We start from the raw sequence: 21,483 nt of genomic DNA, 5'->3' as shown, positions 1-21,483 counted from the left end.
TTTGAAAATAATATTCTCCTGAGCATTATGCTCAGGAGAATATCGATAAACGCTTTTTTATTACTTCAATTCGCTCTCGTATTCCTTCTGCATAATCTCTGCTGCTTGTTGAGGCGTGTATTTACCAATCATCAGATCTTGCATTGTTGTATTCATTAGCTCCGTCAAGCCTGGAGACAAACGAGTATCATAGATTGGAGAATATTTCGTTGTTTCAAGCAATTTAATAAGCTCTTTGCTCATTGGTGTTAGCTCAAGGCTTTCGATGTTCTCTACTTTACTAGAAGGAATATCTCCATACTCAAGCACCAATTTCGCAGCATTAGAATCAGTTAAGCTTTTTAGCAATTTTTGAATATCATCCAATTTCGCTGGATCTACTTTGGCATTGACTGCATAAGCCCAACCACCGCCGCCGGATACACTGTTCTGTGCACCTTTAGCTCCTTCAATTGCAGGGAATACTGCTAGACCTGTTTTCTCTACAATTTCTTTCGGTGCACTTGTTTCAACAGCATTCGCTGCCCAAGAGCCTTCAATAAACATTGCTGCTTTACCGTTATAATAAATAGTTCTTTGTTGATTGTTATCGATACTGTTCATATCCTTGTTAAATGCACCGATGTTTACAAGGTTTTGCAATGTGCTCAACGCTTGTACGAATTCAGGATCTGTAAATTTCGCGCCGTTATTAGCAACTAGGCTGTTAAACCATTCCGTACCCGTGAAGCGGTCGCCTAATGTGCTAATGTAGGAGGAATTCGCAACCCATTTTCCTTTGTTACCAAGTGCAATTGGCGTAATCTTTTGTTTGACCAGCTCTTTAATTAATGCTTCGAACTCAGTCCAAGTTTTCGGGAATTCTGAGAATCCCGCTTTAGCGATCAAATCCTTGTTGTAATAAATAACATGTGTAGGACCGCCTGACATTTGAACGCCATATGTTTTGCCATCAATCGTATAAGGCTCTATAATTCCCTCAACGAAACCATTCTTCCAGTCTTCGCTCTTGTCTAACAGATCATTAAGCGGAAGAAGTAATTCATTGTCTACGAACGTCGATATCATCGATGGTTTAACGAGAAACACATCTGGTAATCCGTTTGCTGCAGCCAATGTTTTAATTTTCGTTTCATAATTATCATGAGATTGAATTTCTTCTTCAAAGGTTACATCTGGATGTTCTTTTTTGAAGTTTTCGATCAGATCCGCTTGGTGACTTGGTTGCGAAGAGTTTTTATCATACATGTGCATGAATTTAATTTTCTCTTTCGGCTTTGCTCCGTCTGTTCCCTCTTTAGAGTCATTCGAACCACAGGCTGCCAGAAGCACCACACTCGCAATAAGCACAGATGACGTTAACCCTCTTAAACTTTTCTTCAAAAACAACTCCCCCTTTATGTTTGAGCTTGCTTCATTTGATGATAAGGTGAGTATATAAAAGATTCGGGGTTAAATAAGTAGACATATCTATGAAAACATCCGTTAATCTATCCGTTTGATTATTTAGAGCTGATTTCGGTACTCTTTCGGCGTTAACCCTGTGGCCTTTTTAAAAATATGCGTGAAATATTTGTAATCGTTGTAGCCTACCCGTTCCGCTACTTCATAAATTTTCGCGCTAACATCCTTCAATAATATCTTTGCCTTCTCCACACGGTACTTATTTAACCACTCCGTAAAATGCTGTCCTGTCTCTTCCTTGAAAATTCGGCTAAAATAATTCGGCGTCACAAAAACCTGAGCAGAAATATCCTCCAGCCTTATTTCTTCTGAGTAATGCTCTTGGATATACTTAATAGCAACGGAAACGATGTTTTTATATCGTACATTTTTGTATGCTGCGATCGAATCGATAAATAAAGTAAATAAACCGCCTAACCATCGCTGGATATCGTCAGTCGTTTCATATTTTTCGATTTCAGTGTAGGGATTCAAGACCAATTGCTTACTGCCACTGAGGTCTATCCCCATTTGCTCCAAATGCGCTATCGCTAATATGACCCATTTCAGGCTTATGTTCTTAATATTCTCATACGAGACAAAGGACTGAGCAAACTGCGTAAACCGATTTTCGAGCAGCTCGTCGATCTTCTCTTTATCCATGGTGCTCAGGTATTCCAGCAATTCCTTCTCATCCTCTGATGGTAGCAGAACCGCACGCTTGGATGACTCCCCTTGAATTTCCGATTCCACCTCATGGTAAGCAATAATTTGCCCTTTACCACGGTAAACCTTACATTGCATGGCGTATACGGCCTGACGATAGCTCTCCTGAATTTCGGAAAGCTGGCTCACATAATTACCTACACCGATCGTGACGGACAGCTTCATATAACGTGCTATGCAACGCTGCGCTTCGTTACAGCATTCCATGATACGGTGCTTATTCTGCATATTGGCATTCAACAGCACATTAATGTTGTCGAAATCACTGTGACAGGCCGTGCATAGAAACACCGACGAGAATACTTCCTCTACAATGTTGTTAATGGAATAATGGATCAATTCCTTTTCTCGATCCGAAACATGCTCTGTATTTAACCGGAAATCATCGACATCCACAACGACGACTCCGTACTCTGGACCATCTAAAGGAATGCGCAGCTGATTGGCTTTATCCAGCATCGCATCATTGATTCTGGTTTCCCCTTTTAACAAGCGGTTTAGCCACTTTCGCTGAATTAAAGGGAAATTCTCACGCATCAGAAATTGATTGCTTTGCTCTTTTTCATTTTGACGCTTTTCCTCGGCAATCTCTGCCCCAATTCTGCTGACAAGTGCAGTTAATTCCTCCGCACCTACTGGCTTCATTAGATATTCGGTCACACCAATCTTCAGTGCCTTCCTGGCATAGTTAAAATCATCATATCCACTTAAAATAATGATTTTGATATACGGGAATTGCTGCTTTAGTTGCTGCGCGAATTCTAATCCGTCCATGTGCGGCATGCGAATGTCGGTGAGCACAATATCTGGCTTTAATTGCTCCACCAATTCCAACGCCTGTTTGCCATTGCGTGCTTCGCCCACAATTTCCACTTGCAAAGCCCACCAATCAATGGAGGTACGAATTCCTTTGCGAATAATGGATTCATCATCTACGATCATCAGCTTGATCATCTGTCATTTCTCCCCTAAACCAAGGTTGTACCACTTTAACGACCGTTCCTTCTGGCTGGTTCATAAACTCAATACCGTATTGTGTGCCAAAATACAATTGAATACGGTCATTCATATTTTTCACGGCAAATCCTTTGTTGTTCTCGCCATATTGCTCTAGATAGCGTTGGATGTCCTCAAGATCAACACCATCACCTGAATCGTAAATATAGAAAACGAGGAAATCGTCTTCACGCTTGATTTCCACACGGATAATACCAGAGTCACCCTTCTTCTCAATCCCATGTACAATCGCATTCTCAACAATCGGCTGTAAAATTAATTTCACCGTATGGCAATCCAGCGTTTCTTCATCAACTGAAATTTGAAAATCAATCATATCCTCATACCTTTTTTGCTGGATAACGACATAATGGTGAAGATGCTCGACCTCATCGCGAACGGTCGTTATTTCTCGTCCACTATTCAGGCTAAGACGGAACAGCTTTGATAATGCCTGCACAAGCTCCGATGTCTCGAATGCTTTCTCCATACGGCTCATCCAGTAAATCGTGTCCAATGTGTTATAGAGGAAGTGTGGATTTATTTGCGCTTGGAAGGCTTTTAATTCCGCTTCCTTCTTATTAATCTGCGCTGTGTATACTTCTGAAATCAATTCCTGCAAGCGGACAAGCATTTTATTAAAGCTCAGCTCTAATTGCGTAATCTCATCGTTCCCTGATACTGTAATGCGGGCTTTAAAATCTTGCCCTTCTACCTGGCTCATCAAACGGCTAAGCTTTCGAATTGGCCAGATGATTTGTCTGGAGAATAGAAAGGCCATTACCGCGCACACGAAAAAGGTAATAATAATCGTAATGATAATAATTTGAAGTATGATTTGATTTTCTTTCAGCAATTCTTGTGCTGGCACGAGATGGAGCACATGCCACTCCAAGGGTTTAATCTTATCGTAGGTTACGAGATAAGGAGTCCCATTGATCTTCAGCTCCATATACCCCTCTGGATTTCCCATCGACAGTGGGCCACCAATAATATCTGAAATTACATTGTTTTCGTGATTCACGTTTGTAGATGCAACGATGGAATTATTCTCATCTAACAGATAAAATCCATCAGCATTACCGCTAAGACGGCTCTCCAGCAATCGATTAACGGCTTCCAGATCCATATTCATTTGTAGAACACCAAGTGGAATGGAGATATTATTAATGTCTTTAATCTCCCTCTCATACGTAATGACCTTCTTTTTCCTCCCATTGCCCAATACGACTTCATTAGAATACCAAATCGGCTTCCCTTTGCTTATTAATATCTCAGCAACTTTCTCGGGCTCTAACGAACGCACAGCTCCTCGTGCATTTAATCGGTTACCGTACAATCCTTCGAGCTGAATGGAATGCAAGAAGGTTTTCATATTTGGTAAATTCGTCAGTAGCTGCTCCGTTATTGATTTCTGATCGTTATAGGCTATCGGGTCGACGTCCGTCCTCATTTTCAGAAATCGCCTTACTTCGGTTGATTGCGTCATAAAAAGATAGGTGTCATTAAAGTAATCAAACATAAATTCAAGGTTTTGCCCAATTTGCGTTACCGTATTTAAGTCAGACACGCTAACCTTCTGACGGATAATTTCTGATGATTTTACATAAGACAAAATGCCAACCACCATCAGTGGAATAAGCACCATAATCAATGTGAAAAACAAAATCTTGTGCTGCAAACTAATAAATCGCTTCCCAACCTTACGTGCCACGATTGTGTTCACCTCATTCCCATTCGAATATCATCTTCCCCTACATCCTTTCAGAAAATGAATATAGCATACATAATCTCAAAGCGAAACACGCTAACCTGTCGAGATTCTTATCCATTTTCCATTAGGTTTCCCGTAGATTATTGGACATTTCCATTGTTTTTTTTATATTTCTAATCTTTGAGACATGATAATGTTTGTTTATTATGAGTATCGTGTCGAAAGGGGACAATCAACTATGAATAACATCGTTGTTTTATATGATCCATCACTTCCTTATCATGGAGACGATATCAATGAAGCATCTTTAAGAAAGCTCCAAGAAGGAGCACATCTCGTCAGCGCCGATGAGCTTGACCAAGCTCTCACATCGTTAGAGGGCGGATGCTTCGTTAACTTGCATGCACCCTATTTCCCTAAAAATAGCTGGAATCATATCGTAAGTTATTTGGAGCGTGGAGGCTCTTTACTAAGTACTGGAGGAGCTCCGTTCCGTATTCCCGTGTACCGTGAAAATGGACAATGGCAGGTCGAGCTTGAACAAACGTCCTACCATCAGCAATTAAACATTCATGAGGCGATGCCGGTTCAGCCTGAACCTTTTGACCATTATGTAGCCACAACAGACAATCCCGTATTTGCGCCCTACATTAGCGGGTTAACCATTGAGCCGACATTCAGTTTGATTCTACATGTGACGAAGGAAACTTCGATACCACATGAAATGGGCTCTTTAGGACCGATGAACGCTCATATTCACCCCCTTGTAACTGCCATATCTAAAGAAGGCCGTACAGTAGCAGCTCCGGTTGTTTTACTCGAAAATAATCGGGGAGTATATGCCGGAGGACGGTGGATGTTCGTCAATCAGCCACTTCGAGCATCGTTCTGGAATGCTGATGGCGGGGATGCCATATTAGCATGGGCAGAGTATTGTTCCCGCGGCGTTACGGAAGTATGGTTAAAACCGGGATATGCCAGCTATGATCCGGGCGATCGTGCTAAGTTTAAGTTCCAATGGCAAGCACTCGGTAGCCATGCCCCTTCACTCCAAGATCGCTCCAATAAAGAATGGACTTTGAAGCTTATCTTCGGTAAAGACGAGAGCGGTGAGCCTCATGCCGAATGGACACAATCGTACACTTTGGCAAGCTCTAATGAGCAACAGTCGATTACGATTAACGTACCGTTAGAATTAACTGCGGGGCAATATACGATGCGCGCCGATCTGATTTCAAACACGGGAGAACAGAAGACGTTGCGTCAAAGTATTTGGTGCTGGGATGAGCAAATGCTGCGAGAAGGCGAAATGCTAACCTGCGATCGTGACTATTTCTACAAAAATGGTCGTCCTTTACCTCTCGTAGGTATGACCTATATGACCAGCGACGTAGCGCGCAACTTCCTATTCCTGCCGAATGTAGCGGTATGGGATCGAGACATGGCTGCGATGAAAAATGCTGGCATTAACTATATTCGTACCGGCATATGGACAGCATACCGACAAATCATGCTACTCGATGGTCATGCGTCGGAAGAAGTTTTGCGGGCGATTGACGCTTTTGTCATGACGGCGAAGAAGCACGATTTAGAGCTAACATTCTGCTTCTTCTCGTTCACGCCAGAGCTATGGGAAGGCTTAAATCCCTACCTCGATCCGCGTAGTGTAGAAGCGCAAAAACGTTTTATCGTATCGATCGTGTCACGCCATACACACACGTCGAACGTCCATTGGGATCTGATCAACGAACCATCCATGTTTGATCCGAAGCAAATTTTTTCTAAAGGCCCGCGCAGCTCTAACGATCCTTTTGAGAAGAAGGCTTATATCGAATGGCTGAAAAATCGTCACGAATCGATTCGTGTACTCCAGGAACGTTGGGGTATGACACCAGCCACTCTTCCTGATTTCGAATCCGTCACCATCCCAGAAGCCATTGAGATCAATTCGGACGTACAGGATATGCATTCTGGTAAAAAAGGCACTCGTTGGCTGGACTATTCGTTATTTTCAATGGACATGCTGAATCGTTGGGCGAATGAGATCAATGCAACAATCCGTTCTATCGCACCTAATCAGCTCATTACAATTGGGCAGGACGAGGGATTAAATGCTCAGCGCCCATCCCCATTTTTCTATGAAGAAGCGATGGATTACACGACCAACCATTCTTGGTGGCTGATGGATCAGCTCTTGTGGGATGGTATATTCGCCAAGACACCGTACAAGCCGAATGTCATTCAGGAAACGGGCATCATGTATGTGGAAACGCCGGATGGAATGGCTAAGCGGAGCGAAGAGGAATTGCGTAATATGCTTGAACGTAAATATGCTTATGCATTTTCCACTGGTGGTGCTGGAGCGGTCCAATGGCTGTGGAACACCAATTACTTCATGAACAACGTTAATGAATCGAATATTGGGGCACTACGTGCAGATGGTACAGAAAAACCTGAAGCGAACGTATCCTACGATTTCGGTCAATTCATGGGCGAAATCCGCGACTTGTTCGTAGGGCGTAAGCTAGAGGATATCGTGATGGTTTTCCCTTACTCAAACGATCTATCCAACCGTCGCTTCGCGGTCGAAGCAACGAGCCGCGCAACGCGAGTGCTCGCTTACGATATGAATGTGCATTTCCGCGCCATGGGCGAATATCAGCTGGATGCGTTAAACGAACAGCCTGCGAAGCTGATAATCGTGCCAAGTCCGCATAACTTCAGTGACGCGGCTATGGAGCAGCTGCTTGACCATGTCTCTAAGCACGATACAACACTTCTATTCACCGGACCAATCAGTTTGGACGAATACTGGCATAAGATTGAACGTCTTAGTGAGGAGCTCGGCACCCGTAAGCTAGGTAATGTGTTGCGCGAAGAAATGTTCACACTAGATGGACAGAATGTACCTCTCTCTTATGGAGGACGTAAAATTGCCAAGCTAGCGAAAGAAGTTGTGTTAGCTGAAGCAAATGTTAAAGCTTCAAAATCCATTTCCACTGTGCAAGAGGTGAAGCTCGGTAAAGGTAAGCTTCTCTGGTGCGGATTGCCTGTAGAAATGAACGATCGTACGGATTCTATCGCCACATTGTACCGTCACGCGATCCAACAAGCAGGCGTTACACCTGAGCTTATCTGGGAGCAAGGCGGCGAATACACAGGCGTATATGGTCGTAAGCTAAGCTTCAACGATGGCGATTTATTTATCATCGTTTCCGAGTTCGGTGCAGATACCGACATTCGCATAACAAATCCGACTACGAATCAAACGTATTCCTTCACGCTAGAGAGCGAGCGTACAGTAATGTTTGCTACTGATAGCAATGGTAAGCTACTGTCGGTTTACCGTCCTCATGAAGTTAACGTAATTGTTCAGTCTTAGGATATAATTAGGTGTAAGAGAAGAGAACCCCCACAACCGCTAATGGTTGTGGGGGTTTTGTTGCGGGGTAGAGGGGTCTTATTTAAATAAGTTAAATATATAGGAAATTGCATGCCAAGTCGTAACGCAAAGATTCCATAACACTGGGAAAAAGTTCACGACGCTATCTATAGGGTGGAATAATAGACCAATGAAGCAACCTACAAACAGCATAACAAACGCTACTCCCAATCCAGTAATCGCATGTAAGATGTCCCACGCGAGGAACGTAAACTTCATCCCCGTCCCTATCTCACGAATAAGAGCACCTGAACCGGCAAATTCCTTCTCCATTGCAAAATCAGTCTTAATATTATGAAGCAATTTAGACGGCGTGTTAACGATATATGAATAGTTGTAAAGAATATTAGTTGAAAAATCGAGTGTGGTTGGTACAAAGTTACCCGATTTCAATTTGATATGATAACGTAAATCTGTTTCTCCGAACGCGGAGGCAATTGTCCGTCTATTGCCGGCAGTCAGCTTTTTAAGTGAAGGCTTATAGTCCTCAATAGCAGCGACTAAACTCGCTTTTTCATAGCTCTTATTGTAGCTTTCAGCTTCCAACTTACTAGAATCAAAAATGTTATCAATCTCACCTACAACCGCATATGAAGAAAGAATTACCTTTTGATTATAAGCTTCATCAAAATCCCCTGATATCGCTTGAGAACCATACAATATAATCAATAATACAAAACAAGCTCCCCAAAACCGTTCCATTCGTGCTACTCACCCTTTTATATTTTGTGGTTTTGCCAAAACTCTAGCTGTCTGATCAAACATTTTCTTCATTCAACATTTTGCAACAGCCTCTCCAACCCAACTCCGTTCAATCCTCTTTCATATCGTCCCCCGCTATAATGTTCTCCCAATACATAGTACTATATATGGGTATATTTTCCTAGCATTATAAAATATAGTTGATAGATATCGGCCAATAATATATCAAGCATAAACGGTTGACTCCGTGACATCTTATATCCAGTAAAGTAGCCCCTTTCTCCCTATATTTTACTCAATAGCGCCACTGGAGTTCGTAAGAAAAAATAAGTAGTCCATTTATTGGTAATAAGGACGATACAGTTCGTTAGAGGTCGTAATCGGTTGCGGAATGTATTGGGTGCAGATTGTAGCGGAAGTAGTGGAATACGGTAGGATACGGTAGGATACGGTAGGATACGGTAGGATACGGTAGGATATGGTAGGATATGGTAGGATATGGTAGGATACGGTAGATTATAAACTGTCTAGCATCGCTAATAAAAAAAGTGCTGATGCAGGAATCTCCTGTACCAACACTTTTAGATTTAAGCATGTTTTTTTACTCCATCATTCATCACACCGGGGCGGCATAACGAGAGTCTTCCAGCACGGTGCGGAATAGCTTACCTTTCTGCTGGAGAACCTTCAATGCATAGCCCTCGGCACCGCCCCACTCGAAGCCGAATGAGTAACCTGCCTTCGACTTGGAGACGAATAGAATCTTAAACATTTCCGCTGTTATTGTTCCACCATCATCAACGCGCCAAGTGGACATCTCATTGTCATTACCGATGAAATCCTCGAAGAAAAGCCCCGATTTGGTTGACAACACGAGACTCGCCAATGGGGCTTTCCCTTTAATTCTCTCGAACACAACAAGGGCAATCTCTACTTCCCCAGATGCTTGACCAATCAACGCTTGCGTTGCCACCTTACGCTTCTTCGCCTTCTCGATATTACTAACGATGCTTTTGGATAAAGAACCTTTACTTACAGGCTTATATTTCAGAAATTCGTGGCCTTGAAAAGCATTTTTCTCCGCGAGCAGAACGCTCTCATTGCCCGGAATTTTCCCCTTAACGATATTAAACAAATCCCCCTCATCCTGATCAAAATTCCACTGGGTTTGTCGGCCATTACTTTCTTCCGTCCTAGTCTGATGCTTCACATATTTAACATTTAATGCTTTGCCCGGGGCATAGTATGCTTGCACAAAACGTTTAGGATTATTGCTGCGAAATCCTAACAAACGCTTTCCCGATTCGTCCGCATAAGCAAAGCCTAGCTGCTCCCCTTTAAGCCTACCTGAATACGTTGATGAAGTCGCTGAGGCTACAGGTACTACCAACTGGATGATACTACTCATAAGAAAAATACCAACCAACAAATAAACTAATTTCTTCACTCAATCACCTACTCAATTTGAGATAATAGACCACTACTTGTAAATTATACACGAATATTTAGGCTGATTAATACTTCTTAATATTACAAAACCAATTCTCTAGCTCTATTGTCATCTATTCATAGATTACGATATTATAATCTGTATCATGAAAAAAAGTAGGGTGTAGCTTTGGAAGATATCATACTGTGGTTTAAGTATCTGTTTCTAGGATTCGTTCAAGGTGCGACAGAGCCTATTCCCGTCTCGTCAAGCGGTCATTTGATCATCGCTCAGAAACTACTCGGCATTAAGCAGAACGGGCTGTCGTTTGAAATCTTAACAAACACGGCTTCCCTAATTGCAATTTGTTTTATTTTCCGGAAAGATATCGGGAACCTGATCGTGGGTGCTGTTCGTTTCCTTCTCACTCGCAAAGCAGAATATAAGGCGGATTTCCTATTCTGCTTGTACATTATCATTGGTACCATTCCAGCCGTAATCGTTGCTGCACTATTCAAGGATAAAATTGAAGAAATATTTTCGTCTGTTCATACGGTTTCTATCGCCCTACTGCTTACGGGGGTCGCATTATGGCTAATCCGTAACCTTCGCGGTCGCAAAATGGACGGCGACTTGTCGACTAAGGACGCAGTGCTCGTCGGTCTTGCCCAAGCTATTGCCCTTATTCCCGGCATAAGCCGCTCAGGCGCGACGGTCATTACCTCTATCGCCGTTGGGATGAAGCAAGAAACGGCTCTGAAATTTTCATTTATGCTCTATATTCCAATAAGTATAGGCGGACTCGTGCTGGGCGCTTCCGATATCGCAAGCGATCCGAACCGCTCGCAGCTGGCTATTCCCTACCTTATTGCATTCCTTACCACTCTAATCGTCACTTACTTCTCCATGCGTTGGTTTATGGGGATTATGGCTAGAGGAAATTTGAAGTACTTCGCTTATTACTGCTTCGTTGCAGGAATACTGTTGCTCATTTTTCTGTAACATTTCATTTCAAACATAAAGAGCTTTCGCTGTCTTTTGGATAGCGAAAGCTCTTTATGTTTGAGGTTATTCCGAAATGGATATAGCGAAACTGATCAGCAAATCTAACTCAAGTTAAATGAAATCAGCTTTAATTGCGTCATCTCCTGTATCGCATAGCTGACTCCCTCGGTTCCCTTACCGCTGTCCTTCGCTCCGCCATACGGCATATGGTCAACACGGAAAGTCGGGATGTCGTTAATGACGACCCCTCCCGCCTCTAACTGACGGGCTGCCATAAAGGCGCTATTAATATCCGGCGTATACACGCCCGCCATTAAGCCGTAACGAGATGCATTAACTTCACGGATCGCTTCAGGCAGGTCACCGAAGGACTGAATGACTGCCACAGGCCCAAATACTTCTTCGGTCCATACTTTAGCTGAATGGGGGACATCAGTCAGGACAGTAGGCGTATAAATATTGTTCCCCTTCTCCTTGTCCCTCGATAACTGTCCACCCGTTACTACTGAAGCACCCGCCGTAACCGCTTCTTCAACCCATAAAGCAATCCGTTCAGCCGCCTTATCTGATATAAGGGAGGTAATGTCCGTATTTTCTTCCAACGGTGAACCTATTACGAGCTTGAAGGCTGCCGCTGCGAATCGTTCCACAAAACGAGAGTAGAGCGATTGATGAACTAAAATGCGCTGTAACGAAATACAAACCTGCCCATTATAACCGAATGCTCCGCTTACGCAACGATCGATTATCGCATCCACATCAGTTCCCTTATCTACAATAAGAGCCGCATTAGATCCAAGCTCCAATGTCGTGCGCCGCAATCCCGCTCGCCGCAGAATGATTTCGCCAACCGCATGACTACCAGTAAAGCTGACTTTCTTCACAAGGGGATGACTCGTCAATACCTCGCCCAGCTCCGCACCTTTGCCGGTTACGATATTAAGCACACCGGGAGGCAGACCAGCCTCAGTGAAAATATCTGCTAGCAGCAACGAACTGATTGGCGTCTGCTCCGCAGGCTTCAGCACAATGGTATTGCCTGCTGCAAGAGCAGGTCCAACCTTATGGGCAACTAGATTAAACGGGAAATTAAAGGGGGTTATTGCTGTTACAACGCCGAGCGGCAATCGGACCGTAAATCCGATCCGACCTTGACCACCCTCGGCCGCATCCATCGCAATCTGCTCTCCAGTTACGCTTTTTGCTGCTTCGGCGGCAAACCTATAGGTTTCAATAGTCCGCACAATTTCAGCCCTCGCCGCTTTTAGAGGTTTAGCAGCCTCTAACGCGATAACAGCTGCTAATTCCTCCCTGCGCCGCCCGAATATTTCCGCCACACGGTATAGAATCTCGCTGCGCTGAAATGCAGACATTAAGCTGTATGAAGCAAACGCCGAATGAGCCGCTTCAATTGCACGTTCAGCATCGGTCGGTGAGCCCTGCCCAATACGGGTCAGAGCCTCCCCGTTATACGGATTATACAAAGTCTCATATTGACTAGCCTGCTGCCACTGACCACCAATCCATAAATCGTATTGCTGCTGCATCTATATACACCTCATTACACTTATTTCCCTAGTGACCATGTGACCATACCCTATTCACATCTTCCGCAAGAATGGGGCCCTCGTGGTCGGCCAAACTCTTGTGAATTTCCTGTTTCCGATGCCATCTCAACGATGGCGGAAGCTCTAACAGCAGCACTGCAAGCGTATCACTAGCCTCCGGCGTAAAACGTTGCTCATAAGCTTCACGCGCAGCTCCGAATTGCCACAACGGCTGTACAATGCCGGCAATCTGGCGTTGACGCTCGGCGCGCAGCTCTTCTGTAGCCAAAGTATCCCAAGTAAATAGCTGTCCAGACTCATCTACGATCAATTCGGCCACAACGACGCCGTACTGTTCAGCCGCCTGCTTAACACTTAACAAGCCGTCAGCCACCTCTTGTACGACTAATTCAGGCGAGCGATCCAACGGATTACCCCAGCCCCCGCCTCCCGGAGAACGGATACTTACAATATCACCGAGCTCAGGTGTCAGCACGCTAATCTTCGGTACTTTCTTGTTCTCACCTTCAGGGTTTAGCACGATATGACCCAGTGCTCCTGCCTTACCGCCAGTCAGTCCCCACGGCTGGAAGCTCATCCGTTCCAAGCCCCGAGCCGTTACAATCGATTCAGGCTTCATGATCTCAAAGTCCAGTCCGATTGCATGACCACCACGATGTAGTCCTGCTCCTCCCGTATTCGGCAAAAGCTCATAGCGATGAACCATAACATCGATATGCTGCTCCAGACTTTCAATAGGTGTGTTCTGAAGAAAGCCCGAAGCATGATCAATGCCATCGACGCCGTCCATATCACTCTGCCCGCCGCCTCCACCGCCCATTGGCTCAACAACTGCCATCTGACGCGACTTGCCGTCGTCCCCTGGAGTTGAAAGCACGACGATGGCGGCCTGTCCCGCTCCAGCAGCCGGCACCAGCTCAGGAACGGCCTGCGAAAGAGCTCCCAGTACAGCGCTGTAAAGCCTCATCGTTATAGCATGCCGAACCCCAACAGATGCAGGATATTCGGGATTTACGATGCTTCCGCGAGGCGCAATGACACTAATCGGCGCAATAATGCCCCCGTTGACGGGAATATAAGGATCAGAGCTAATAATATAGTTGATTAGTCCTTGTAGCATAAATGAATGCGGCTTGCCATTCGTAACTAGATTAAAGGCCGTACTTACCTGAGAATCACATTTTGTAAAATCCAAAATCATTTCCGTTCCCTTAATCGTAAGCGTCAAAGCCAGGCGAATCGGAATGTCCGATACCATATCGTCATCCAGGTAGTCGGCGAACGTATAGCTCCCATCCGGGATCGCGGCGATGACTTGGCGTGAGCGCTGCTCCCCCTGTTCTAGCAAATCAAACATAGAATGCCGAACCGCTTCAATACCAAATTTGCTTACCATCGTATGAACACGCGTCTCCGCTGTATTCACTGCAGCAATCATGGCATTAATGTCTCCCATGTTCAGACCGGGAACCCGGCTGTTGCTGTCTAGAAAGGAAAGCACGTCCTTGTTTACCTTTCCCGCTCGGTGAAGCTTAACCGGTGGGATGCGCAAGCCCTCCTGATGAATATCCGTAGCCAATGGAGAAATACTCGCTGGAACTAGTCCGCCCACATCGCTGCAATGCACAAACGCCCATGCATAGCTAATCAGTTCTCCATCTATAAAAATAGGCTTAAATACGTGTACATCCGGCAAATGAGTGGCTAAGCCATCTGTTGTGTAGGGATCATTCGTAATAACAATATCCCCTGGCTCTAGCGGCTCGCAATTCGAGATTGCCTGCTGAAGGCTTAATCCCATGAAAATCGTAACTCCAACCGATTGCGGATAAACGAAAAACTGCCCGGAAGGAGCTGCGAGAGCTGTAGCAAAATCCGCCGACTCCTTAACGAACGTTGTCATCGAGGTTCTTTCAATAATGTGCCCCATGCCACTGGCAATCGCGTTGAAGTAGCTGCGCATAATTTCTAAAGTTACCGGATCCGTCCTCATCGCAGTTCCTCCTTCCGCCGCACAATCAGATTCCCGCGACCGTCTACCCGACCTTGCCAGCCATCCAGAATGACAACAGTCGTATCGTCCTGCTCTACAATTGCAGGGCCAGCTACTTCATGTCCATCCAGCAGCTCGTTCCTCCAATATATCGTCGCTTCATACTCACGTCCTCTACCGATCATTCGACGTTTGCCTCTGCTGATCGGTGGCTGAGTCGCTGCCTCTACTTGCTTAATTCCCGGCTTAATCGTATGTCCAAGAATTCGCACCCTTAATTGAATGACTTCCAATTCTGCATTTTCATCATGATGTCCGTATTGCATTTGATGTAGCTCATGGAAAGCTTTAATGACGCTACGATAATCCTTCCGCTTAAGCTGCTTTTCCGTAATGGGCAATTCCAGCTCAAAAGCCTGTCCTACATATCGAATATCCATATAATATAAAATGCTTTGTTCAGCTAATCCGTTAATTTGCTGCTCGTTTAGCCAGGCTTCTGCTTGCTTGACCAGCTTGCGATATTCGCCACGAAGCACCAAAAGCGGAATTTGCTCCAGCTTCTCATAACGAGCTTGCACCGCATCGTAAGCAAAATCAGCCATCAATGACCCTAGCGCACACAAGGTACCTGGGCTTGGCGGAATAAGCACGGAATCCGCGCCGATCTCATCCGCAAGGAAATTAGCCACAACGGGGCCAGCTCCTCCAAAGCCCATCAAGCTGAAATCACGCGGATCCAGGCCATGCTGCTCGATAATGCCACTTAATTCGGCATACATATTCGCCACGGCAACCTGTACCATTTTGTCAGCAGCTTCCCAAACCTCCGTCTCCAGATAGTCGGCAATAGGCTGAAGAACAGCCGCAGATAATTCGGGATACAGCTTCACGTTACCTGCTGCGAACCGTTCTGGATTAATATAGCCGCATAGCAAAAACGCGTCGGTCATTGCAGCCTTGTCACCCGTTCCATAACAAGCAGGTCCAGGATTAGAGCCAACGGATTCCGGACCGACCTTAAGCAATCCGCCCTTGTCTATCCAAGCGAACGAGCCTCCACCCGCCCCCACGGAGAAAATCGAAACGGCAGGGAGAATAATAGGAAAGCCTGCAAGATGATTGCTCTGTACGAAGGAAGGCTGCAAATTATCAATAATAGAAATATCTGCGCTTGTTCCGCCCATATCCAATGTAATGACGTTGCGAATTCCAGCAGACTCCGCTACCCGGACAGCACCAACAATTCCACCCGCAGGACCTGAGAACAACGTTCTTACAGGAGCCTCTGTAGCCGTGCTAATGTCCATGAGTCCGCCATTAGATTGTGTAATAAATGGCGTTGCCTCAACCCCTTCTGCAATGAGGCGTTCAGCAAGCGTTTGAAAGTATCTTTTGCAAGTAGGTAATATATATAAATTTACGGTAGCCATTACTGCGCGCTCATATTCCCGCATCTGCGGCCATAATACGGAGGAAAGCGTTACCTCCATACGACCACCTGTCCGTTCCTTGATACGCTCGGCTGCCCTAAGCTCGTGTTCGGCGTTTTTGTAACTATGAAGAAAGCATACTACGATTCCCTCAACCTTGGCCGCTACAGCAGCATCGATCGCCGCATCCAGCTCAGTTAAATCCAATGGAGTTCTAATGGTTCCATCCTGAAGCATTCTTTCCCGAATGGGATACACATGCTTACGTGGAATAAGTGGCTCCGGGAGCCGGGAACGAAAATCATAAGGTATAGGCAATCTTAAACGCTGCAAATGTAAAATATCGCGAAACCCTTCTGTGACGAACAACGCTGTTTTGGCGCCTTTGCGTTGCAATAATGTGTTTAGCCCGATCGTTGTACCATGTACGAAATAGTGAATCTGATCGACGGTAAGTCCTTTGTTCTTAAGCAAGATAAGCCCATTTGCAATTCCCTGCACAGGGTCATCGGCTACTGTCGGAGTTTTCAGGCTGAGCGTGGCGCCTGTCTGCTCTTCGTATACGGTAAGATCCGTAAAGGTTCCACCTATATCAATGCCAAGGCGTATTTTAGACTTACTCAAGTACTTATGCCTCCCTATTGTCATGTAGAGCTTCAATATAATGAGAAGGACTGCCTGGCAATGGTGTTGCAACAGGCAGTCTCTATCAAATCGTTAAATCAGCAAGAGCTTTCCGCTTACCCACTGGCCATCCTTAACCACTTGCTTGTCTCCTCTAAGTACATTCAAGTCGTGCAACGGATTTTCCTGCAAAATGAGCAAATCCGCCTTTTTCCCTTCTTGAATTGTACCGCGATCGTGCAAATCGATACAAGCGGCAGCCACTCTAGTAGAAGCATGAATAACCTCCATTGGAGTCATTCCCGCTTCCTGCATAATGATCAGCTCGTCGAAATAATATTTCGGCGGTGTCGCCGGTGAGCCGCAGTCCGTTCCTGTAGCAATATTTAGCTTCATCGAGACCGCTTGCTCAAGCATGCTACGATGTGGCTCCAATACATGCTGAACCTTCTTGTGAGCCCAAGCCGGAATACCACTATCCGAAGCTAGATTGCGAAATACGATCATCGTCGGCACAAGATAAGTACCAAGCTCTTTCATACGCTTAAGCGCATGCTTATCGGCATAAATACCGTGCTCAATCGTCTCGATGCCCGCATCTAGACAGTTAATAATACCTTGCAAGCCTTGTGCGTGTGCAGCGGTTTTTTTATTTTTTTTGCTTGCTTCCTCACGGGCAGCCTTTAACTCTTCCAGTGTCATCTGAACTGAGCCAGGCTCTTCGCCATTTGTATAGATGCCACCTGTTGCCATAACCTTAATGACATCAGCGCCTTGTTTAAGCAGATTACGTGTTACCTTGCGCACTTCATCAGCGCCATCGGCTTCAACCCCGATGTAATGAATATGGCCACCCGTCATACTAATGGAAGGTCCAGAAGCTACAATAGTAGGACCCGTGAGCAGCTTTTGATTAATGGCATTACGAACCTGCAATACAGTCTTAAATGGCGAAGCTAAATCCCGAACGGAGGTGACACCGAGCGATAACGTCTGCAAAGCATGACGATAAGCATGCAAGGTCACCATTTCCGGATCAGCGCCCGCGATGACAGATTGCGGGTGAGAAGAGCCGTTCCAGATTAAATGCACGTGCGTATCGATTAAGCCGGGAAGTACATAGCTCCCCTGACAATCAATCACCTCGCCCGCAAAAGAAGCATAATCACCGCGCCCAGTTGCTACAATTGTATCTCCATCAATGACAACATAAGCTCCATCAACGGGTTCTTGAGAAATTCCATCTATTAAAACGCAGTTTTTAAGTATTTTCATAAGATGTAAGCTCCTGTCTTGGGCTGCGTTCCCTCTTAATCCTGTGTCAGCTGTCCGAAACGGCTGAGGAGAAGCGCAATATGCACAATGCCTTGCTTGAAATCATCTATTCTTACACATTCGTTCGGAGCGTGGTACTTGGACCCAATCCATCCAATGCCCGTACTAACAATCGGAAGCTGGAGAACGTTACCGAGATCGTAGATCGGCCCACAGCCGGGGTGACTTGGAGTGATCGTCACGCCGTCCTTATACACTTCTTCGGCTGTCGATTTGACCAGCTTTACGAAAGGATCAGAAAAATCTGAGCGATATCCACGCTGCTTATCATTAATGACTGTCACCTGAATTTCTCCGAAGCCATGACGCTCTAGATGTGCTCTTAGAAGATGTACAACCTTCTTCGGATCTTGTCCAGCTACTAACCGAACTTCAAGCTTAGCTGATGCCTCGCGTGGGACTAGCGTCTTTGCACCCTCGCCCGTGTACCCGCCATGGATACCACAAACGGTAAGCAAAGGGTCGAAAGCCGTTACGATACGCGGGTCTTTGCCCGATCGCTCAGTTAGCAGCGGAAGCCTTAAGCCGTATAGCTGTTTTATTTTCTCCTCGTCGAAAGGTAGATTTAATACAGCCTGCAGCTCCTCTTCCGTTGGCGGCTGAACATCCTCGTAGAAGCCTTCAATCCGTACGTGCCCCTGCTCGTCCTTCAAGGATGCCAAAGCGTGTGTTAATCGGAAAATGGGATTGTCGATGTAGCCACTAGTCAGCGAATGCTGATCGTGATCGGCGTTCTGGCAGTTCAACTCGACGTATAGCAAGCCTTTTAACCCCGCTACCAGTCCAAGACGCTCGGATTCATCCTTATACCCGAACTCCCATATGCAGGCATCCGCCGCAAAAAGGTCCTTGTACTTGTCCACGTAGGGAGCTAGATTCGGACTGCCAATCTCCTCCTCACCCTCCAACATAAACTTCACGTTGCAAGGCAGGCCTCCGGGCAGGCTTTGCATAATTCGCACCGCCGCCAGACGAGCAGCAATATCCCCCTTGTTGTCACCGACACCTCGCCCGATTAGCTTGCCGTCACGTTCCGTCAGCTCGAAGGGAGCCGACTCCCATTCCTCAAGCGGCTCCTCCGGCTGAACATCGTAATGATTGTAGAACAGCAGCGTACGCTGTGCATTCCCTCCCGGACCAGCGGGAAAATAGCCGTAAACAACCGGATTGCCGGGAAGATCATCCAACACTACCGTTTGGCCACCCCATTGATCAATCGTTTCGCGGATATAAGAAACCGCCGTCGGAATTTCCCGGTGCTGTGCAGCTACCGAAGGGATTGCAATCAATCCCTCCAGCAGCCTCAACGCCTCTGGATAGATGTCCTCCGCCTTCTCCGTCAACTGGCTCACGAAATCGTTAGACATATCTCCAGCTCCTTCTGAAATCTTTATTCGTTAATATCCCAATTTTGCAGCTCAGCGAAAGTTCCAAATACTTTAGGTCCACCCTTGATAACCTTCTTCGAAACAGCAATGAAGTCAGGATCGGAATACAGAGCGATAAGCGGCAAGTCTTCCTGCCATAGCTCCTGCAGACGGTTGTAAATGACTTTACGTTTCTCTGGATCTGCCTCGTTCTTACCTTCTAGTAATAGACGATCGTTTTCTTCGCTTGTATATTTCATAAAGTTGTAAGGCTCGTTGCTACCGTAGAGAGAAGTGTAATCGGGATCCATTGTAAAGGTGTAGCCCATGAGCAGCAAATCATAATCTCCCGCTTTAGCTTTCTGCATTACTGTCGGGAAGTCGAACGTCGAGATTTGAACCTTCACGCCTACCTGACGAAGATTTTCCACAATGATGTTGGCGACCTGCTCACGAATCTGATTGCCTGTAGGAACAACTAAACGAAGCGTATCCTTGAAGTTCCAGCCAGCCTTCTCGAACAATTCTTTGGACTTAGCGATATCATGGTCATAAGATTTCACATTAGAATTATGGTACGCATGTAACGAAGTGAACGGACCGTTAACGATCTCACCTGATCCTGCAAGCAGCTCATCGACGATAAACTTGCGATCAATACCATAAGCAATCGCTTGACGAAGCTCTTTCTGCTTCACAGTGTTCTGATTGAGTATTACGGATTGGAAATTCAACGTCTTCTCAATGCTACTATTTACGTTGGACAGGCCTTGAATTGTGCTATAATCCTGAACCGGGATCTTCGATGGCGAGCCGCCGGAAGTCATGTGGATTTCGCCACTTTGCAATTGAGCAACCAGGTTAGGTGTTGTCAAAATTTTAATATATACATTGCTAAGCTTAGGAGCGCCTTGATAATAATCCTTATTGGCAGCCAGCTGTACGTACTGGTCTTTCTCATACTTCACAAACTTGAACGCTCCGCTTGTAACCGTTGGGTTCAGCATGAACGGATCTTGTGCCAATTGATCCTTGGCTACATTCTCCAAGATGTGTTTAGGCAAAATCAGAATTTTGGAGCCGATTTGCTCTTTCAAAAGGTTCGGGTCTACTGGTTGTTTTGTCGTCAAGGTTACCGTATGCTCGTCCACTTTCTTAACAGATGGGATTTCGCTTTGACCTTCCGGTAGCTTTCCACTTGCTTCCACTCCTTCAAGAATAGAAACATAAGCACCATAGACGGATTGTACTTGCGGATCTGCAGCGCGGTTAAGCGTGAAAATCAGATCGTCTGAAGTGAGCGGAGTACCGTCAGACCATACAGCTTTGCTATCTAGATGAATAGTGTAATTCTGATTGTCTGTTGTTTCGATTGAAGTAGCCAGCTTAGGAACGAAGCTAAGTGGTCCGTCCATAACGAGCAATGGATCGAAAAGGAAACCTTGTACGTACGTTGACGCGATGTCGCCATTAGCTAGCGGGTTAAAAGCAATCGGCGGAATGGACAAGCCGACGAACAACGTTTTCTCTGCTGCCGCTGCCGGAGCTTCACTGCTAGCAGAAGGTGAGGACTGACTAGTCTTCTCTGGCTCCGCGTTATTGTTACTGCATGCCGTAAGCACGGCAACAGCTAATAGAACAAGTAATAAAAGTGATCGATGTACTGATTTTTTCATTTTCAATTTTCCTCCAGTAGGTGTGACTAT

General features: G+C 45.5%; 13 protein-coding genes. 2 read left to right on the top strand and 11 right to left on the bottom strand.

The annotated features are described in order from the left end of the window. Window positions 1–60 precede the first annotated feature (60 nt). From KCTCHS21_RS03300 to KCTCHS21_RS03290, 3 genes are all read right to left on the bottom strand, one after another. Window positions 61–1,383 (bottom strand): extracellular solute-binding protein, encoded by a 1,323-nt coding sequence (locus tag KCTCHS21_RS03300; RefSeq protein WP_130605107.1) that lies wholly within the window; start codon window positions 1,381–1,383, stop codon window positions 61–63. 123 nt (window positions 1,384–1,506) lie between these two features. Then, the gene (locus tag KCTCHS21_RS03295) at window positions 1,507–3,123 is read right to left on the bottom strand and encodes a response regulator transcription factor (protein WP_130605106.1); all 1,617 of its coding nucleotides are present in this window, start codon (window positions 3,121–3,123) and stop codon (window positions 1,507–1,509) included. Further along, window positions 3,098–4,879 (bottom strand): sensor histidine kinase, encoded by a 1,782-nt coding sequence (locus tag KCTCHS21_RS03290; protein WP_232058057.1) that lies wholly within the window; start codon window positions 4,877–4,879, stop codon window positions 3,098–3,100. Before KCTCHS21_RS03290 ends, KCTCHS21_RS03295 begins: the two co-directional genes overlap by 26 nt. Window positions 4,880–5,117: 238 nt before the next feature. Between KCTCHS21_RS03290 and KCTCHS21_RS03285 the strand changes: the two genes are divergently transcribed. Further along, on the top strand, window positions 5,118–8,261 hold the full coding sequence (locus tag KCTCHS21_RS03285) for a beta-galactosidase (protein ID WP_130605105.1): 3,144 nt from the start codon (window positions 5,118–5,120) through the stop codon (window positions 8,259–8,261). A 78-nt stretch (window positions 8,262–8,339) separates the two neighbouring features. On the opposite strand, the gene KCTCHS21_RS03280 is transcribed toward KCTCHS21_RS03285, so the two are convergent. Both KCTCHS21_RS03280 and KCTCHS21_RS03275 read right to left on the bottom strand, forming a co-directional pair. After that, window positions 8,340–9,023, bottom strand: a complete 684-nt coding sequence (locus tag KCTCHS21_RS03280; RefSeq protein WP_130605104.1) for a hypothetical protein — start codon at window positions 9,021–9,023, stop codon at window positions 8,340–8,342. A gap of 616 nt (window positions 9,024–9,639) precedes the next feature. Next, window positions 9,640–10,470 (bottom strand): hypothetical protein, encoded by an 831-nt coding sequence (locus tag KCTCHS21_RS03275; RefSeq protein WP_130605103.1) that lies wholly within the window; start codon window positions 10,468–10,470, stop codon window positions 9,640–9,642. Window positions 10,471–10,641: 171 nt separating this feature from the next. Here KCTCHS21_RS03275 and KCTCHS21_RS03270 point away from each other — a divergent pair, with 171 nt between their 5' ends. After that, window positions 10,642–11,454, top strand: a complete 813-nt coding sequence (locus KCTCHS21_RS03270; RefSeq protein WP_130605102.1) for an undecaprenyl-diphosphate phosphatase — start codon at window positions 10,642–10,644, stop codon at window positions 11,452–11,454. 104 nt (window positions 11,455–11,558) lie between these two features. Here KCTCHS21_RS03270 and KCTCHS21_RS03265 read toward each other — a convergent pair whose 3' ends face one another. From KCTCHS21_RS03265 to KCTCHS21_RS03240, 6 genes are all read right to left on the bottom strand, one after another. Next, window positions 11,559–13,004 (bottom strand): aldehyde dehydrogenase family protein, encoded by a 1,446-nt coding sequence (locus tag KCTCHS21_RS03265; protein WP_130605101.1) that lies wholly within the window; start codon window positions 13,002–13,004, stop codon window positions 11,559–11,561. 28 nt (window positions 13,005–13,032) lie between these two features. Next, window positions 13,033–15,018: a hydantoinase B/oxoprolinase family protein gene (locus KCTCHS21_RS03260; protein WP_130605100.1), complete on the bottom strand. Its 1,986-nt coding sequence runs from the start codon at window positions 15,016–15,018 to the stop codon at window positions 13,033–13,035. Next, window positions 15,015–17,075, bottom strand: a complete 2,061-nt coding sequence (locus KCTCHS21_RS03255) for a hydantoinase/oxoprolinase family protein (protein WP_232058056.1) — start codon at window positions 17,073–17,075, stop codon at window positions 15,015–15,017. Before KCTCHS21_RS03255 ends, KCTCHS21_RS03260 begins: the two co-directional genes overlap by 4 nt. Window positions 17,076–17,168: 93 nt before the next feature. Beyond that, on the bottom strand, window positions 17,169–18,350 hold the full coding sequence (locus KCTCHS21_RS03250; protein ID WP_130605098.1) for a metal-dependent hydrolase family protein: 1,182 nt from the start codon (window positions 18,348–18,350) through the stop codon (window positions 17,169–17,171). Between the two features lie 35 nt (window positions 18,351–18,385). Next, complete coding sequence (locus KCTCHS21_RS03245) at window positions 18,386–19,777, bottom strand: M20/M25/M40 family metallo-hydrolase (protein WP_130605097.1); 1,392 nt, start codon at window positions 19,775–19,777, stop codon at window positions 18,386–18,388. A 23-nt stretch (window positions 19,778–19,800) separates the two neighbouring features. After that, entirely contained in the window at window positions 19,801–21,453 is a 1,653-nt protein-coding gene (locus tag KCTCHS21_RS03240; protein ID WP_130605096.1) for an ABC transporter substrate-binding protein, read from the bottom strand. Between the last annotated feature and the right edge of the window lie 30 nt (window positions 21,454–21,483).

The organism is Cohnella abietis, from assembly GCF_004295585.1.
Lineage (GTDB): Bacteria > Bacillota > Bacilli > Paenibacillales > Paenibacillaceae > Cohnella > Cohnella abietis.
Note: the sequence above shows the minus strand (reverse complement) of the source record. Positions and strands in the feature narration are given on the sequence as shown.

Coding starts and splice junctions, on each gene's coding strand:
- KCTCHS21_RS03295 (WP_130605106.1), bottom strand. CDS start 3,123: ATGATCAAGCTGATGATCGTAGATGATGAATCCATTATTCGCAAAGGA.
- KCTCHS21_RS03280 (WP_130605104.1), bottom strand. CDS start 9,023: ATGGAACGGTTTTGGGGAGCTTGTTTTGTATTATTGATTATATTGTAT.
- KCTCHS21_RS03245 (WP_130605097.1), bottom strand. CDS start 19,777: ATGTCTAACGATTTCGTGAGCCAGTTGACGGAGAAGGCGGAGGACATC.
- KCTCHS21_RS03240 (WP_130605096.1), bottom strand. CDS start 21,453: ATGAAAAAATCAGTACATCGATCACTTTTATTACTTGTTCTATTAGCT.
- KCTCHS21_RS03250 (WP_130605098.1), bottom strand. CDS start 18,350: ATGAAAATACTTAAAAACTGCGTTTTAATAGATGGAATTTCTCAAGAA.
- KCTCHS21_RS03265 (WP_130605101.1), bottom strand. CDS start 13,004: ATGCAGCAGCAATACGATTTATGGATTGGTGGTCAGTGGCAGCAGGCT.
- KCTCHS21_RS03260 (WP_130605100.1), bottom strand. CDS start 15,018: ATGAGGACGGATCCGGTAACTTTAGAAATTATGCGCAGCTACTTCAAC.
- KCTCHS21_RS03285 (WP_130605105.1), top strand. CDS start 5,118: ATGAATAACATCGTTGTTTTATATGATCCATCACTTCCTTATCATGGA.